This window comes from Glutamicibacter sp. BW80, from assembly GCF_002332385.1.
GTDB lineage: Bacteria > Actinomycetota > Actinomycetes > Actinomycetales > Micrococcaceae > Glutamicibacter.
Map to the genome: position 1 here is coordinate 19,995 of NZ_NRGV01000038.1, position 13,720 is coordinate 33,714.

The window sequence follows — 13,720 nt, forward strand, 5'->3', positions numbered from 1 at the left end:
ATTAGCCCTCGTTAGCCAGAGCCTTATCGCGGTAGCCGCGAACTTCGGTTGGCAATTCGTCGTTTTCACCCAACGAAGGGTCGAGGGTGATGACGCCGTACTGATACTGGGTACGTCCGTAGACGACCGAATGAGCACCGGTAGCTTCATCGATGAACAAATAGAAGGGGTGACCAACGAGTTCCATGCGATCAACTGCGTCATCAACGCTCATGACTTCAGCGGGGAAGACCTTACGGCGAATGACGACCGGCGAATATTCCGCTTCCTTCGCATTTGCCTCGGCTTCTGCATTTGCCTGGGCTTCGAGCGTCTCCTGCACCAAAGATTTGTCGCTTGGCGCTACGGGTAGCGAGCTAGTCGCCTCGTGGACAGCCATTGGCGCATGGTTTCCACGATGAACCTTCCGCTTGTCCCGTGCTTTGCGCAATCGTTCGAGGAGCTTTGCGAATGCGATGTCGAACGCCGCAAATTTATCTGCTCCGCGAGCTTCCGCCCGAATTGCGGGGCCCCGGGAAACGACCGTCAGTTCGACGCTGAGCGCGGTGCTCTGGTTGCGGGCGTGTGCTTCCTTGACGACTTTCACATCGATGCGCTGAATCTTGCTGGCCAGCTGGTCGACCTTGGTGATTTTCTCGTCAACGTACTCACGGAATCGATCCGAGACGGTGATATTACGTCCGCTGTAATTCAGCTCCATGGTGTCCTCCAATAGGGAGTCGGGTGACACAACAGCCCGGGGTTTTCCTCCCCCAGAGGCTGAAGATGGGCCTTCGCTGCATCTGTGATGCAACCCATACTTCACCCTATGCCACATCCGGCAGGATTCAAGTACCAAACGGCCAGATTTCATATCGCGTTCAGCGAAATTGGCTAGTCCCCGTTATCGCTAGGAGGTTTTGTGAAGGCCAGGACCACAGCGCCGATCACCTCGTAACCCGCTTCAATACAAGCAAGTGCCGCCCTGCGTAGCGTAGACCCGGTAGTCGTCACATCGTCGACGAGGATTATCGGCTGTCTCGAATATTTCGGAATTTCCGCAATCAGCCGTGAGTCACCGCTACGTCGGGCGGGCCCAGCTTTACTCTTTTGCTGCCCGCCAAGAAGCTGGCTGAAACGATAATGAAGCACCGCTGAGGTCCGGGTGTGCTCACCTAGCAGCCCCCGGCGCTGTGCCATTTTCAGCATGACCTCTACAGGACGGTATCCGCGAGTGCTCAGGGCACGTACGGAGCTGGGCATGGGCACCACCAGCGTGGGCCGGCCTAATAATCTTGGAGGGCAGGCGGTGTTAATCGCGGCTGCCAGGAAAGGTGCGAACTCTTGGCCTAAGAAATGTCTTTGTTGATTCTTATAGGCCAAGATGGCTCGTGCCAGTTCGTTGCTGTAGATACCGCTGGCGCTGACCGGCATCTGCCACTGCGTACTGGGTAGCTCAATATAGAACTGCAGCTGATCCCCCAATGGAGGCAAAAACAGCTGCTGATGAATCTTGTGTCGGCATTCGGGGCAAAGCCTAAAATCCGCACGCTCGCAAATTGCGCATGTCGTAGGTAAAAGTAGGTTCAGTGTCTCGCGCACCGAATGAATGATCCATCCAGTGCTCCGCGCATGAACGAGCGCATCAAGTAAGCCAGCAAAATGGAGTTGGGGTGACATGCTTCAAGGATGTCGCTGCAACTCCTTGCGCTCGAATACTAGTCGCCAACTGTGAATTCAGCCTGGGTATGAAACGTCTTTGGCATAGTCGTCAAGGGCATGCCATGAATTGCCCACTCGCGTGTAAAGTTCCTCGCTCGTTTCCGCATACACCGGTCGGCGATCTCCGACACCAGAGGTTATGCCGCTCATGCCAAGCAGCAAACCCAACCGTTCAGATCCATGCTCGAAAGTGATTTGTTCCGCTGCAACCTGTTCGGTAGCGCTCAGCTCGGCCACGATGATTGAACGATCAGAGTCCCACACGGCCGCGGAGACTGGCACATTTGCGAAGATTTCCATTGGCTCATCGGTCAGTCCGCGTGGCACACCATCGGCGTCGCGCACGATGCCGGCGACGTACACCTTAGCTTCGTTATTTTCTTCGGCCACGATCAACGCACGTGCGCCATCACGCGAGATAGCCAAGGAACTGACTTTGGTGTCTTCGAGCCAGGAGACGCTGATCGGACGCACTTCGCCCTGTCCGGCCACATCTTCGGGCACCACCAGCAGTGGATGTTCCGCAGCGTTGTCCGCCGTCCAGGTCCAGCCCGCGATGTCCATCGAGGGTCGGATTAAGGCGCCGCCTTGGGCCGCCACGCTGACGCTTCCACTCTCGCTGATCGTCATCAATTGCGTGCTCTTGCCATTGAGGAAGGCATACCGATTGCCCACCGCGGACATGGCTGGATGGCGAGGGTGGAACGCTGAAATATCCGGGACTCCGCCAACGGGGATAATCGATCGCCCTTTGACGTAAACCAGCGATTCATTGGAAATCGCGATCAGCGTGTCCGGGGTACTCGGGTTGATCAGCGCAGGCACAAAGTTTGCCGACGGCGCTCCCAAGGTCACTTCGGTTTCATCTTGAAGCATGCGCACGATACTCACAGAGGACAATGGAGATAGCGTTTTTTCAAGTTGTTGCTGCATGAGCTGTTTCGAGTGATCAGAGGCTTCGCTGATGCTCTCGGCGCTGAGAGCAACCGTCGCCGTTCCATCGCGCACCGGCACAGCCGAACGCACGAGCGTACTTGCCGGAGAAAAGGCTGAAACGACGGCGTTCTGCAGATATGGCGCCGGACCAGCCAGCAAGGCTTCCACCATAGACGTTGTCGTACCCGCGCCCGAGGTAAACCAACGGACATCAGGCACCAAATATTGGTAGCTGGCGTCGTAGAAATAAATAGTTTGCGGTGCGAAGATCTTGCTGAAGGAACTCGATTCCAGCATGATCCCGTCCGGCGCCTTGGAAATCCGCCATTGGTTGTCCACCTGGGTCAGTTCCACGTCAACGGCGCGCGTTGAATGCTCTGGTTCTTGGGTGTAAACACCCATCGCGTCAACCTCGCCGGATATTTCCAGTTGCACCGTGTATCGGTTACTTTCCGCACCGGTCAGAACGTTCATCGCCTCATAGATCAGCGTGCGGGTATTTCCGCGCCAGTCGGCTCCCAGCTCAGGGGTCATGAATTCCCGCGATAGCGCATAATCTTCGAGGACCGATCGGCCAGCTTCGACGAAGCCTTCGACGATGCGGCGTGCATCTGCCCCTTCCGTTGGCCCTTGGGCGTCAAAGCGAAAAGGCTGCGATTCCCCCTGGTCGGATTCGGCTTCAATCTTCTGCACGGTCGAATTACGCGGGATGGCGGCGCAGCTTGAAAGTATGAGCAGCCCGGTAAATACGATTGTCAGAACTCTCAGCAACCGTAAGCGCATTATTTGCCCTCCCCCGGATTCGCGGATGGATCCACCGGCTTGGGGAAGATTTCGTCCTCGATAAGTATATCTTCGTCGTCCAAGACCAGCGGCGTGTAGCCGATTTTCGGCACCTCACCGGTCAACGGGAAGGAATCACCGAGCAGACCGAGAATTTCTTCTGTCACCGGAGGTTCCAGCGGAAGTGGGGATGAGGTAATCGCGTCGTGGGCGGTCCGCGGCAAGGTCAAGCGGAATGCCGAGCCCACGCCCTTCTTTCCCCAGGCTTCCAGGCGTCCGTCATGCAGCCGGGTATCTTCCATTGAAATGGACAGGCCCAACCCCGAACCGCCGGTAGTCCGGGCGCGCGCAGGATCCGCACGCCAGAAGCGATCGAAGACATGTTTGCAGGCCTCAGGACTCATCCCGATGCCGTAATCTCGTACGGTCACCGCGACCGAACTTTCGTTCTGGCCGATGGCGATATCGATGGGGTTCTGTTCGCCATGTTCTACGGCGTTTAACACGAGGTTTCGCACCACACGCTCAACTCGGCGCGGGTCGAATTCCGCCACGCATCCCTCGGCCGGGGCGTTGAACCGGATAATCGATCCGTATTCATCGGCCACGGGTGTCGCGGTGTCGATCACCTTTCGTACGATGACGTTCAGGTCGGTGGACTCTCGATCAAGGACCGCTACACCGGCGTCGAATCTGGAAACTTCCAAAAGGTCATTGAGAAGGTTCTGGAAACGTTCAATCTGCTCATACATGAGCTCTGCTGAACGGGCGGTGAGCGGATCAAAGTTCTCGCGAGCATCATGAATTAATTCAGCGGCCATACGCACCGTGGTCAGCGGGGTGCGCAATTCGTGGGAAACGTCAGAAACGAAGCGTTGCTGCATGGCCGAGAGGTGATTGAGCTGGGTGATCTGTTCTTGCAGCGAGTGCGCCATATGATTGAAGGCAGTACCAAGTCTGGCAACTTCATCCTTGCCAGCGACCTTCATCCTCCGGTCAAGATCGCCCGAGGCAATACGTTCAGATACATATGCCGCGTCCGCAACAGGACGCACTACGGTGCGGGATACAGACCAGGAAATAAAGCCAACGACTAGCAGTAAGACCAGACCGGTAAAGGCCATGGCACGGTTGATGAATTCCAGAGTGTCCTGCACGCTGGATAAGTCATAGACCAGGTACAGCCCATATTCACGGCCGGGAGGGATCAGCACCTTGGTGCCAATGATAATGCCTGGCTGAATCTCCGAACCAACCCCAAGTTCGATTGAGCGCCAAAAAATCCCTGAATCGCTCTGCACGCTTTCGGCCAGGTCATCTGGGACTACTCGGGTAGTCAACGAGCCAGAAGCGGTGGGTCCTACATACAGGTTTTCATCACCGGCGACCGGAATTGGCTTGAGCACAAAGTCACGGATCACCGTGGCTCCGTCGCCTTCTAGTGTCGCCAAGGTCGAGTTCACCAAGGACTGGGTAGAAACACGGTCGGTGGTGGAGGCGGATTCGAGAATTGAGCGCGCCTGTGCCAGGCCACGTTCAGATTCTTTTGAAATCTGATTAAACCGTTCGCTGAATAGCGCGGAGGAAATCTGGTTGGACAAAAAAGCACCGGCTGCCAACAGCGCCAAGGAGGTAAAGAGCAGGGTCGAAATCACCGTGCGATACATCAGGTGGCGCTGCCAGCGCTGCCGAATCCATTCAATAGGTCGTTTGACCCAAAGTCTTACCCTCAATAATGCAGGAGCTACCGGAGGAATTTGAGCACGCACTTCGACCGGTGCAATCTCGCTTCCGGTCGTGGCGTGTTCACTCAACTTGCCGTACCAGCCTTGTAACCCACACCGCGAATGGTCTGAATGACCTGTGGTTTCTCAGGGTCTAATTCAATCTTGGATCGCAACCGCTGCACGTGAACGTTCACCAGACGCGTATCGGCTGCGTGGCGGTAACCCCATACAGCTTCCAAGAGCTGCTCGCGGCTGAAGACCTGCCAAGGCTTACGTGCCATGGTGACCAACAGATCGAATTCAAGTGGGGTGAGGGATACCTGATTACCTGCACGAGTCACGCGGTGCCCGGCGACATCGATTGTCACGTCCCCCACGGTCAGAGTTTCTGCCACATGCGTTTCATTCGGGCGCAACCGGGCTCGAACACGCGCTACTAGCTCTGCTGGCTTAAATGGCTTGGGCACATAATCGTCAGCCCCGGATTCCAAACCACGAACAACATCTGCGGTATCAGATTTTGCGGTCAGCATGACCACCGGAACGTCCGACTCCGCACGAATCTGCTTGCAGACCTCGATGCCGTCAATTCCAGGCAACATCAGGTCTAGTAGAACCAGGTCGGGATTAGCTTCGCGGAATGCCTCGATTGCGCCGGATCCGTCGTAGCAAAATGATGCGTCGAAGCCATCATTTTGCAAGACGATGCCGATCATCTCCGACAACGCCTCGTCATCATCGACGACTAAAATCCGAAACTTCATACAACATCCCCCTGAAACCGAAAACGGTGGCGTCACCCACGTCGCCTATACGGGTACTTTTACTTTCCCCACTCTTCCTAAGATACATGACACACCCCCATTTTCATGCTGTGCCCGCACAAATCAAGTATTCCGCTACGCGTCAACCCGCGTTTGCTCCAAGGCTTGGGCATAACCGGTTAAATGTTGCAGGCATTCAACCACCTGATTTGCACTCGCGTTGGCAAACGTGCCTGCAGGCATCAGAGTTAGCTGGCCTAACTGCGTCAACGGCAAGCCAAGCTGCCGCCAGGGCCGTAGCACTTTGTTCACTCCGTCGACAACTCCCGGGGCACGCTTGCCCGGTTCAAGTAGCTGAAGGTAAATCTGCGCCCCAGTTTCTACCAAAGCTGCGACGCGCTCCCATGAGCGGTGATCCATTCGCGCCGGATCGATCACATACCCATGCACACCGGCCTGATGCAGGATGTCCACGCGTTTGATCCACAACTCATCAGAGCTAGGCAGATTAACGACTATTTGCGTGCCGTCGACCTCGGCAAGCGTCTGCACAAACCGGGCGTAAACCTCGCGCACCTCCTGTCGCGGAATGGAGCGCAAGGTGCGATATCCACTGGCGGTGGGCAAGGCGCCGTCGAGCACAGCGGGCAGCTGCGGCTCATCGAGCTGCACCGTAAATCTTCGAATCGTGGTGCTCCCGCGCATCCGCAGGAGCTGCTGCTTCACCCCGTCGGCATAAGCCTCCAAGACATCACGGCGTGCCCCGTGATCAATCAGGACCCGTTCGCCGTGTTGCAGGTAGAGCCCGGCTGCCAATGACCACGGGCCAAGGGTCGAAATCTTCAATCGCGTCGCCGGTGTCTTCTCTGCGCCAATGACATCAGCCAAGAGGTTTTCGTCGCTGCGCAACAAGCTCCGCGCCCGACGGGCATCAATCCCATCGGTGACCCCGATGCGCCAACCATGCGGTTGCAGGTCAAAGCCGAGGTCGCTGACCATGCTGGCGCTTCGACCCAGAGAATCGGAACCCATACCGCGGTCCACTAATTGCGGGAAAACCGCCAGATTCGGCTCGCCTAGTTCCCCGCGGATAACCTTGTGAATCTCCAACGGATCTTGACCGGGGAATTGGCAGAACGAGGTGACGAAGACATCCGAACGGGCGAAATCGTCACTTGCTTCAGTCATTTTTATGCGCGTCCGAAATGTTCTGGTGGTGGCGAATGACCTCGGAGATGATGAAGTTCAAAAACTTCTCGGCAAACTCCGGATCAAGGTGTGCCTCGTGGGCCAATGTGCGCAAGCGCTGAATCTGCGCCTTTTCACGATTGAGGTCGCTGGGCGGCAGGTCATGACGTGCTTTGAGCAGACCCACGCGTTGCGTGGCCTTAAAACGTTCGGCAAGCAGATAGACCAGCTGGGCATCGAAGTTATCGATGCTTCCACGGATGGCGTACAGCTCGTCGAGGACTTCTTGCTCAACTTCCCCTGGCAGAGAACTTGCATGCGGGTCGAATTCCTCGATGGGGGCAGTAGTGTTCGGCTCGCTCATGATGTTTAGTTTACGTGGTCATCTCGTGTATTTCCCATTAAGTGACGTTGCCCCGACAACCTGAAAAAGGATGTCGGGGCAAAATCCGGAATCCAGGCTAGGCGCCGTTCAATTCTTCAATGATCTTTCGTCGCACGGCTTGTTCGCGAGGATCCGGAACCGGCAGCGAGGCGATCAAACGCTGGGTGTAGGCATTTTGCGGCGCGGAAAGCACCTTGGAGCCTAGCCCCTCCTCGATCAACGACCCCCGGAACAAGACGCCCACCCAAGAAGCCAACAGGTCAACCACTGCGAGGTCGTGGGAGACGAACAAGGCGGCGAATCCGAGTTCCGCCTGCAATTCACGGAATAGTTCCAGTACCTTCGCCTGCACCGACACGTCCAGCGCGCTGGTGGGCTCATCGGCGATCAGCAGCTTGGGTTCCAGCGCCAAGGCCCGCGCCAAGGAAGCTCGCTGACGTTGGCCGCCAGAGAGCTCATGCGGGTAGCGATCGGCAAAGCCGCCGGGCAGCTGCACGGATTCCAAGAGCGCAGCGACCTTTGACCTTGTCTGTGAGGGGTTCAGCTCTCGGTGCACGTTCAGCGGTTCGGCCACGCACTCCCCCACGGTCAGATGCGGGTTGAAGCTCGCCGCGGGATCCTGGAACACAAAACCGATCTGCTTGCGCAGCGGCTTGAAGCTGCGTTCCTTGAACTGCGCCATTTCATAGCCGAGCACCTGCAGCGAACCATCGGTGATCCTATTGAGCCCGGCGATGCTGCGCCCGATGGTTGTTTTTCCAGAACCCGACTCGCCCACCAGCCCATAAACCTCACCGGCGTGAATCTTCAGATCCACTCCGTCCACCGCGGTGAATCCAGGAGCTCCGAGACGTCCGGGGAAATGCACCCGCAGCCCCTTGGCCTCCACGAGCACTTCAGCTTGGGCGTGGGGCCGTTCTTCCAGGCCGGCAGAGGCCGAATTGCGTCCCAGATGCGGTACGGCCGCCAGCAGCGTTCTGGTGTACTGGTCCTGCGGGTTCTCGAACAGCTCACGCGAAGTCGCTTGTTCGACAATCTGTCCTTGGTTCATCACTATGACCCGGTCCGCGATGTCCGCCACCACGCCCATATTGTGGGTGATGATCACAATTGCGGTCCCCAGCTCATCGCGCAGGTTCCGCAGCAGAGCCAGGATTTCGGCCTGCACCGTGACATCCAGCGCGGTGGTCGGCTCATCGGCCACGATCAACTCGGGTTCCAGCGCCAGCGCCGCGGCGATCACCACTCGCTGCTTCTGCCCGCCGGAGAACTGGTGCGGATAGTAATCCACGCGTTGTTCCGGATCCGGAATGCCTACCTGGCGCATCGCCTCGACGGTGCGCGCCTTGGCTTCCTTTTTCGACAACTTGGTATGCGCGCGGATGCCCTCCATGATTTGCCAGCCAACGGTGTACACCGGATTCAGTGCGGTGGATGGCTCCTGAAAGATCATCGAAACGTCTCGTCCGCGAGCCGCCCGCAAGGCGGCCCCCTGGAGGGTCAGCATATTCTGGCCCTTCAGGTAGACAGCACCATGCGAGGCACCATTTTCTGCCAGGATCCCCAAGGCGGTACGTGCGGTCACCGACTTGCCCGATCCGGATTCGCCGACGATGGCCAGGATCTCCCCTGGCTTGACCGACAAATCCACGCCGCGGACCGCAGGGACGGCCCCGGCATCCGTGACAAAGTCGACGTTCAGGTTCTCGATGCGCAACACATCGTCTGGGGCGTTCATGTCAGTTTCCAGATTATTACTCACCGTGCGACTCCTGCCTGCGTGATGCGTTGTGCCTTCTTGCGGCTGAAGCGACGCAGCCGTGGATCGTTGAGGTCATTCATCGATTCGCCAACCAGAGTCAAGCCCATGACCGTGAGCACGATGGCAAGACCGGGGAACAGCCCGGTCCACCAGATGCCACTGGTCGCGTCGGACATCGCTCGGTTCAGGTCGAAGCCCCATTCGGACGCGGCGGTCGGTTCGATGCCAAATCCGAGGAAGCCCAGGCCGGCAAGAGTCAACAGCGCCTCGGTGGCGTTCAGGGTGAAGATCAACGGCAAGGTGCGCGTCGAGTTGCGCAATAGGTGCGTGGTCATCACGCGCCACGGACTGGCGCCGATCACCTGCGCCGATTCTACGAAAGGTTCGGCTTTCAGGCGCATCACCTCGGCGCGCACCACGCGGAAGTATTGCGGGATGAAGACCACGGTAATCGATATCGCCGCCGCCATGATCCCGCCCCAGAGGCTCGATTGACCCTGTGAGATGACGATGGACATCACGATGGCCAGCAGCAACGACGGGAATGCGTAGATCGCGTCGGCGAGCACCACCATGATGCGGTCAAACCAGCCACCGAGGTAACCGGAGATCAGGCCCAACAGCACGCCGACGAACAGCGACATCAGCACCGCAGCGATAATCACCCAAATCGCAGTTCGCGCACCGTACATGGTGCGGGAGAAGACATCGTAGCCGGTGACGGTGGTCCCCCAAATGAACTTGTCATCGGGAGCCGCCTGGCGCGGGAAGTCGCCGGACGTATCTGCTGATTGGGCGAAATCAAAGGGAGCAATCAACGGCGCGAAGAGGGCCGAGATAATGAACAGCGCCGAAAGTGCAAGGCCGGCGATCAGCATGCCGCGCTGGAGGCCAGAGGACATGCGCAGGTGTGAAACGACCGGAAGCCGGGCGAACCAGGACTTCCGGGCCGAGGCAATCGAAGGGATGCTCATGATTAGTACCTGACTCTCGGGTCGATCAGGGCCGCAAGGACGTCAACAATGAAGTTGGTGACCGCCACGATAATGGCCAGCACCACCACAATGCCCTGTACCGCGACGAAGTCTCGGGCGGTGAGGTACTCGGCCAGCTTGAAGCCGAGCCCGGCCCACTCGAAGGTGGTTTCGGTGAGCACCGCGCCACCGAGCAGCATGGCGATCTGCAATCCCATCACGGTGATGATGGGAATCAATGCCGGGCGGTAGGCGTGCTTGGTAACCAGGCGGAATTCGCTGACGCCGCGTGAACGTCCGGCTTCAACATATTCTCGTCCCAGTGTGCCAATCGCGTTGGTGCGCACCAGACGCAAGAACACCCCACCGGTCAGCAGGCCCAAGGCCAAGGCCGGGAGCACCGCGTGGGCGGCTACGTCGCCGAAGGCGTTCAGGTTGCCGCTGCGCAGGGCATCCAGCCAATAAATGCCCGAAGGGTTTTGCAGCCCGGTCAGCGCAAGTTCGGTCTGCCAATCGGCACGGCCACTGATCGGGAGCCAATCCAGCCATACCCCGAAGATCAGCTTGAGCAGCAGGCCGGCGAAGAAGACCGGGGTTGCATAGGAGAGGATTGCCAGGATGCGCAGGACCGCATCCGGGTAACGGTCACGGAATTTCGCTGCGACCAGGCCCAAGGGGATGCCCACAAGCAACGCGACGAGTACCGCGTTAACCGCAAGTTCTAGGGTAGCTGCACCATAGGTCACCAAGACCTCGGTGACCGCACGGTTATCGCTCATGGTGCGTCCGAGATTTCCGGTGAACACCTGGCCTAGGTATTCGATGTACTGGATGAGGACCGGGCGGTCATAGCCGGCCTCATGAATTCGTATGGCCAATTGGTCTGGAGTTAGACGTCCACCCATGGCAGCGGTAATCGGGTCACCGGTTACGCGCATGAGGAAGAAGACCACCGTGATGAGGATGAAAACGGTGGGAATGATCAGCAGGAAGCGGGTAATCAGATAGCGGAGGAATCCTCCGCCCTGCTGCTTCGCTGGCTTGCGCGCAGGTGCCGGGCTGTGAGTTTCGCCCGTTTGCGACGTGATTGTCATCTTTTGTCCTTAGTATCAGGATCAGAATTTTGGCGCATGGTCCGAAATGGACATGCCAAGGGGATCTACCTGTGGTGCACGAAGTTCTGCACTTGAGGTAGATCCCCTGGTCTTCGGTGTACTTACGGTGCCGCCGAGATTACTTGCTCAGCACACCTAGGCGGAACTTGAATGATGCGTCCAGGGTCTTTTCGACACCCTGAACGTCCTTACCGGCCACGGCAACCTGCGAGCCTTGCAAGAGCGGCAAGGTGGACAGGTCTTCGGCGACCATTCGCTGTAGCTCCTCGATCGAGGCGGTACGCTCTGCAACATCGGACTGGCCGCGCTGCTCGGAAATCAGCGAATCGACCTCCGCGTTCTCGTAGCCGTTCGACAGGAAGTTCTCGGTGGCGAAGAACGGAGACAGGTAGTTGTCGGCGTCCGAGTAGTCCGGGAACCAGCCCAGCTGGTAGGCGGGATAGTCGGTGACGCGCTGCTTCTGGTAGGTAACCCACTCGGTCGACTTCAAGTCAACGTCGAACAGGCCATCGGCTTCGAGCTGCTTTTCCACCAGTGCGTACTCGTCACCCGAGTTCGGTCCGTAGTGATCCGGGTTGTACTGCAACGCGAGCTTCACCGGGGTCTCCACACCAGCGTCTTCCAAGGCCTTCTTGGCCTTGGCAGCATCTGGCTTGCCATCGGTGCCGTACATATCCTTCAGCGGTTCGATAGCTCCGGTGAATCCCTGTGGAACATACGAATATGCAGGAGTGAAGGTGTCCTTGTAGACGTTTGTGGCGATCGCCTGGCGGTCTACCAGATGCGCGGCTGCCTGGCGTACCGCCAGGGACTTGGCCTCATCGGCGTCGTCGGTCTTTGCTCCGTACGGCATCGAGTCGAAGTTGAAGACGACGTAGCGAAGTTCGCCACCCGGGCCCTTGTGGACGCTGAGGCTCTCTTCGTTGCCCAGGTCTTCGATGTCCGTTGGGGTCAGCGAGCGCCAGGCAACGTCAATCTTGTTCTGCTGCACCTCGAGCTTGAGGTTGTTGGCATCCGCGTAGTACTTGATCGCTGCCTTCGAGTTGGCCGGCGCACCGAGCACACCCTGGTAGGCTTCATTTTCCGTGAAGGAGATCAGGTTGTTCTTGTTGTAGGAATCGATGATGTACTGGCCGCCAAAGGCTTTGGCATCCACGATCTCCTGGTCATCGAGAACCTTGTCGGCCGGGAAGACCTCGTCGTCGACGATGGGGCCAACTGGCGAGGTGAGCACCTGCGGGAAGGTCTGGTCCTCGGCAACCTTGAGCTTGAAGACCACGGTGGTGGCGTCCGGAGCTTCAACCGATTCCATGTTGCCCAACAGTGATGATGGGCCGTTGGGGTCCGCGATCTCCAGTTGGCGGTCGAAGGAGAACTTTACATCTTTCGAATCGAGATCATTTCCGTTGGCCCACTTTAATCCCGGCTTCAACTTAACGGTGAATTCGGTAGGGCTGGTGTACTCGGCCGACTCGGCCAAGTCATTGGATGGGTCTGGGCTGCCCGGTTCCGAGTTCAGCACAAACGGGTAGATCTGGTTCATGACCATAAACGAGCCATTGTCGTAAGAGGCCGCTGGGTCAAGCGACGTTACTTTATCGGTTGTGCCCAAGGTGATGGGGGCACTGCTGGCTTCACCGGATCCGTCGCCGCCCGAGTCATTTGATGACGGACCGGTACAACCGGTCAGCGCGATGGCGGAAATACCGATAACGGCAGCTGCGAGTCGCATACCGTTCTTTTTGCTGGCCATGAGCAATCCTTCTCTGTCGTAGAACATGCGGAGTGATAGTTAGCACATGCTTCATACAGCCTAAGTGATGGAGCTCACGAAAGGCGAATGAAATCTCCGGTTTCGGCGCAGAAAGTGAGACCCATGCCGCATTCCCCAGTGATCTGGACTTCGCCATTGGAAGCTTTCTAATGCCGCGAGAGCAATGACATATACCTAAGAATGCCCCCCGTACTCTAGGCTTGGAGACGATGATGACACGTAGAGACGCAGCTATTGCGTTGGATATTCCCATGGAAATGGCCAAGCGCCATGGCGTCCCTTCGCGAATGAGCGAAAAAGAATTTGCCGAGCTCAATGCAAACCCGCCGGCCTGGCTGGTCCAGTCGCGGGCTAATCGCAAAGCCGGCAGCCGCCCGGTTTGGGTCCACCTGACCTGCATCGTATGCGGGCAAGACGAATACGAACGTCCAAAGAAGTGGTGGCCGAACTTCGACTTCGTGCACTGCGCCATTCACTCTCCCGCCCAGCTTCCGAAACTGGAGACTGGAAAGACCCGCGTGGAGTACCAAGACATTTCCGCACGCATGTTCGGCATTGTCGACGAGGGCAACGAATAGCCGGCGGCAACTGAAATTAACTAGGTCGGCCCG

The 13,720-nt window shown here is 57.8% G+C and carries 12 protein-coding genes; 1 reads left to right on the top strand and 11 read right to left on the bottom strand.

What is annotated here, in order from left to right; genetic code table 11:
* Position 1: 1 nt before the first annotated feature.
* The 11 genes from raiA to CIK76_RS11620 all read right to left on the bottom strand — a co-directional run bounded on the left by raiA (position 2) and on the right by CIK76_RS11620 (position 13,088).
* Positions 2-700 (bottom strand): ribosome-associated translation inhibitor RaiA, encoded by a 699-nt coding sequence (gene raiA, locus CIK76_RS11570; protein WP_096286591.1) that lies wholly within the window; start codon positions 698-700, stop codon positions 2-4.
* 173 nt (positions 701-873) lie between these two features.
* Positions 874-1,659 carry a ComF family protein gene (locus CIK76_RS11575; protein WP_096286594.1) on the bottom strand — a complete coding sequence of 262 codons (786 nt, stop codon included), beginning with the start codon at positions 1,657-1,659 and terminating at the stop codon, positions 874-876.
* Positions 1,660-1,716: 57 nt separating this feature from the next.
* Positions 1,717-3,330 carry an LpqB family beta-propeller domain-containing protein gene (locus tag CIK76_RS11580; RefSeq protein WP_176484187.1) on the bottom strand — a complete coding sequence of 538 codons (1,614 nt, stop codon included), beginning with the start codon at positions 3,328-3,330 and terminating at the stop codon, positions 1,717-1,719.
* Between the two features lie 89 nt (positions 3,331-3,419).
* Positions 3,420-5,189, bottom strand: a complete 1,770-nt coding sequence (gene mtrB / locus CIK76_RS11585) for an MtrAB system histidine kinase MtrB (protein WP_255248446.1) — start codon at positions 5,187-5,189, stop codon at positions 3,420-3,422.
* Positions 5,190-5,230: 41 nt separating this feature from the next.
* A complete protein-coding gene (gene mtrA / locus CIK76_RS11590; protein ID WP_096286600.1) occupies positions 5,231-5,911 on the bottom strand; it encodes an MtrAB system response regulator MtrA in 681 nt (226 codons plus the stop codon).
* A gap of 135 nt (positions 5,912-6,046) precedes the next feature.
* Complete coding sequence (locus tag CIK76_RS11595) at positions 6,047-7,099, bottom strand: hypothetical protein (RefSeq protein WP_096286602.1); 1,053 nt, start codon at positions 7,097-7,099, stop codon at positions 6,047-6,049.
* Positions 7,092-7,463, bottom strand: a complete 372-nt coding sequence (locus CIK76_RS11600) for a chorismate mutase (RefSeq protein ID WP_096286604.1) — start codon at positions 7,461-7,463, stop codon at positions 7,092-7,094. The genes CIK76_RS11595 and CIK76_RS11600 overlap by 8 nt, the downstream gene beginning before the upstream one ends.
* A 97-nt stretch (positions 7,464-7,560) precedes the next feature.
* Positions 7,561-9,222, bottom strand: coding sequence for an ABC transporter ATP-binding protein (locus tag CIK76_RS11605; protein ID WP_096286606.1), 1,662 nt, complete (start codon positions 9,220-9,222; stop codon positions 7,561-7,563).
* Positions 9,223-9,242: 20 nt separating this feature from the next.
* Positions 9,243-10,220, bottom strand: a complete 978-nt coding sequence (locus CIK76_RS11610) for an ABC transporter permease (protein WP_096286608.1) — start codon at positions 10,218-10,220, stop codon at positions 9,243-9,245.
* 2 nt (positions 10,221-10,222) lie between these two features.
* A complete protein-coding gene (locus CIK76_RS11615; protein WP_096286611.1) occupies positions 10,223-11,314 on the bottom strand; it encodes an ABC transporter permease in 1,092 nt (363 codons plus the stop codon).
* A gap of 139 nt (positions 11,315-11,453) precedes the next feature.
* Positions 11,454-13,088, bottom strand: coding sequence for an ABC transporter substrate-binding protein (locus tag CIK76_RS11620; RefSeq protein WP_096286618.1), 1,635 nt, complete (start codon positions 13,086-13,088; stop codon positions 11,454-11,456).
* 230 nt (positions 13,089-13,318) lie between these two features.
* On the opposite strand from CIK76_RS11620, the gene CIK76_RS11625 reads away from it, so the two are divergent.
* The gene (locus CIK76_RS11625) at positions 13,319-13,687 is read left to right on the top strand and encodes a hypothetical protein (protein WP_096286613.1); all 369 of its coding nucleotides are present in this window, start codon (positions 13,319-13,321) and stop codon (positions 13,685-13,687) included.
* Positions 13,688-13,720: the final 33 nt, after the last annotated feature.

What these genes read in the sequence shown, in the direction of transcription:
- raiA (WP_096286591.1), bottom strand. Translation starts at nt 700, where the DNA reads ATGGAGCTGAATTACAGCGGACGTAATATCACCGTCTCGGATCGATTC.
- CIK76_RS11575 (WP_096286594.1), bottom strand. Translation starts at nt 1,659, where the DNA reads ATGTCACCCCAACTCCATTTTGCTGGCTTACTTGATGCGCTCGTTCAT.
- mtrA (WP_096286600.1), bottom strand. Translation starts at nt 5,911, where the DNA reads ATGAAGTTTCGGATTTTAGTCGTCGATGATGACGAGGCGTTGTCGGAG.
- CIK76_RS11595 (WP_096286602.1), bottom strand. Translation starts at nt 7,099, where the DNA reads ATGACTGAAGCAAGTGACGATTTCGCCCGTTCGGATGTCTTCGTCACC.
- CIK76_RS11600 (WP_096286604.1), bottom strand. Translation starts at nt 7,463, where the DNA reads ATGAGCGAGCCGAACACTACTGCCCCCATCGAGGAATTCGACCCGCAT.
- CIK76_RS11605 (WP_096286606.1), bottom strand. Translation starts at nt 9,222, where the DNA reads ATGAACGCCCCAGACGATGTGTTGCGCATCGAGAACCTGAACGTCGAC.
- CIK76_RS11610 (WP_096286608.1), bottom strand. Translation starts at nt 10,220, where the DNA reads ATGAGCATCCCTTCGATTGCCTCGGCCCGGAAGTCCTGGTTCGCCCGG.
- CIK76_RS11615 (WP_096286611.1), bottom strand. Translation starts at nt 11,314, where the DNA reads ATGACAATCACGTCGCAAACGGGCGAAACTCACAGCCCGGCACCTGCG.
- CIK76_RS11620 (WP_096286618.1), bottom strand. Translation starts at nt 13,088, where the DNA reads ATGGCCAGCAAAAAGAACGGTATGCGACTCGCAGCTGCCGTTATCGGT.
- CIK76_RS11625 (WP_096286613.1), top strand. Translation starts at nt 13,319, where the DNA reads ATGATGACACGTAGAGACGCAGCTATTGCGTTGGATATTCCCATGGAA.